The sequence below is a fragment of the Nereida ignava genome (assembly GCF_001049735.1).
In the GTDB taxonomy this organism is placed as follows: Bacteria; Pseudomonadota; Alphaproteobacteria; order Rhodobacterales; family Rhodobacteraceae; genus Nereida; species Nereida ignava.
Genome location: NZ_CVPC01000051.1, coordinates 1 through 1,366, shown reverse-complemented (window position 1 = coordinate 1,366; position 1,366 = coordinate 1). Strand labels below are relative to the sequence as shown.

Annotated in this window: 2 protein-coding genes; both read left to right on the top strand. The window is 52.5% G+C overall.

What is annotated here, in order from left to right; all coding sequences use genetic code 11:
* The coding region (locus NIG5292_RS15225; protein WP_370726561.1) for a DUF6626 family protein at window positions 1–188 on the top strand (188 nt) is incomplete at its 5' end.
* A gap of 153 nt (window positions 189–341) precedes the next feature.
* Window positions 342–704, top strand: coding sequence for a hypothetical protein (locus NIG5292_RS14220; RefSeq protein ID WP_048599813.1), 363 nt, complete (start codon window positions 342–344; stop codon window positions 702–704).
* Window positions 705–1,366: the final 662 nt, after the last annotated feature.

Genomic DNA, 1,366 nt, shown 5'->3' with positions numbered 1-1,366 from the left:
CGAGTGTGGAAACCCTGAGCGTTTGTGCAAGCAAGCTTGGGTATTATGCAGCGCGATTGGCGGCAAGTGATCAGCCACAGCATCAAGCGTGGAGTGAGCGTTTAGCAAACCTTAAGGCACTTTGTGATAGGGCCATAGCTGAGCAGTCAGAAGCAGTATGGCGTGCGCCGGAACGGATGGCGGTATAATGCGGTTTAATCATTGCAGCGTCATTTATGACGTGTCTCATCCGAAATTCCCCCTGCAGCCGCAAAAATCTGCGCTGCGGATTTTTCTAGGGAAGTACTTATCAAGTCTGGGTGGTCTTTTACTAACCCCACTCTCTTCAACTGGGTGCGCACATGACTGACCGCGAGGAACTACGCCGACTGATAGATGTGATTGAGAAGGCTTCAGCTAGCGTTCAGCTGGATCAAGCCATTGAAGACATTAAGACTTTTGCAAACACCACAAGCTTCTTGGCCAACAAGCTTGAGACGCGCCTCAAGGGTGGACAGGTAAAGCCAAAGAAACAGCCAAAGTCACGTATTGGCAAAGCCATTGCAGCTCCACCTGTTCCAAAGTCGAATGTGCCAAGTCAACAACAGGCGGGGCCAGACGCTGCAAGTGGCGGCATGCCCACAGCCCTATCAACTGCAACATCACAGGCAGACTACGACAAGCTCAAGCCGCAAGGCGCGCAGGGACCAATATCTGGCAACTGAGTATTGTGGCGTCACACAGCGTCTGTGCGCGGGCTGTAAGCGGTGACTACGTTAGGTCTGCGCTCAGTGTAGCGAGCAACTAGGGTTACTGCGCTACGCTGCTTTTTGGATGGAAACAAACATATATTGAGTTCATGAAGACTTGTAATTTTTGGTTGAAGGTCTGGCAGAGAGGTATGCCTTAGAAGGTGACTTCTTAAACTTTTGCAAAGCGGTCGTTGGTCCAAGACGCAGCGAACGGCGAGAAAGAGCCCTCTTTGCCAAATGCCGTCCCGCAGCATTTTGCATAAGCAGTAAATCCAGCTTGTCACTCACGGCCCAAACCTGCCGTCATCGCCGGACCCGACGCTGCAATGCAGCTTCCCCAGACCAATCATTCATGCATTGCGCAGCATTTTCGGGCGCCCAAGGTCTGCTGAGCGGACTTAGCCGCATTTTTCCGCTGCGGGTCGCGCTGGCGCAGAAAGCCTTTGCCGGTGTGGCGCATAACCATCTGCATTTTTAGCCGCTCCAAAGTGCCAGTTTCGGATGTCGCTCTGTTATAGACCGGTCCAATGACAGAAGCGTCGGAAGAAGCTGTTCGGATTGTTCTAGGACAGCAGGTGGGCGATTTCCTTGTTCGCCAGCGTGCTACTGGTCAGGTATCGCAGCGCAAGTTTTTT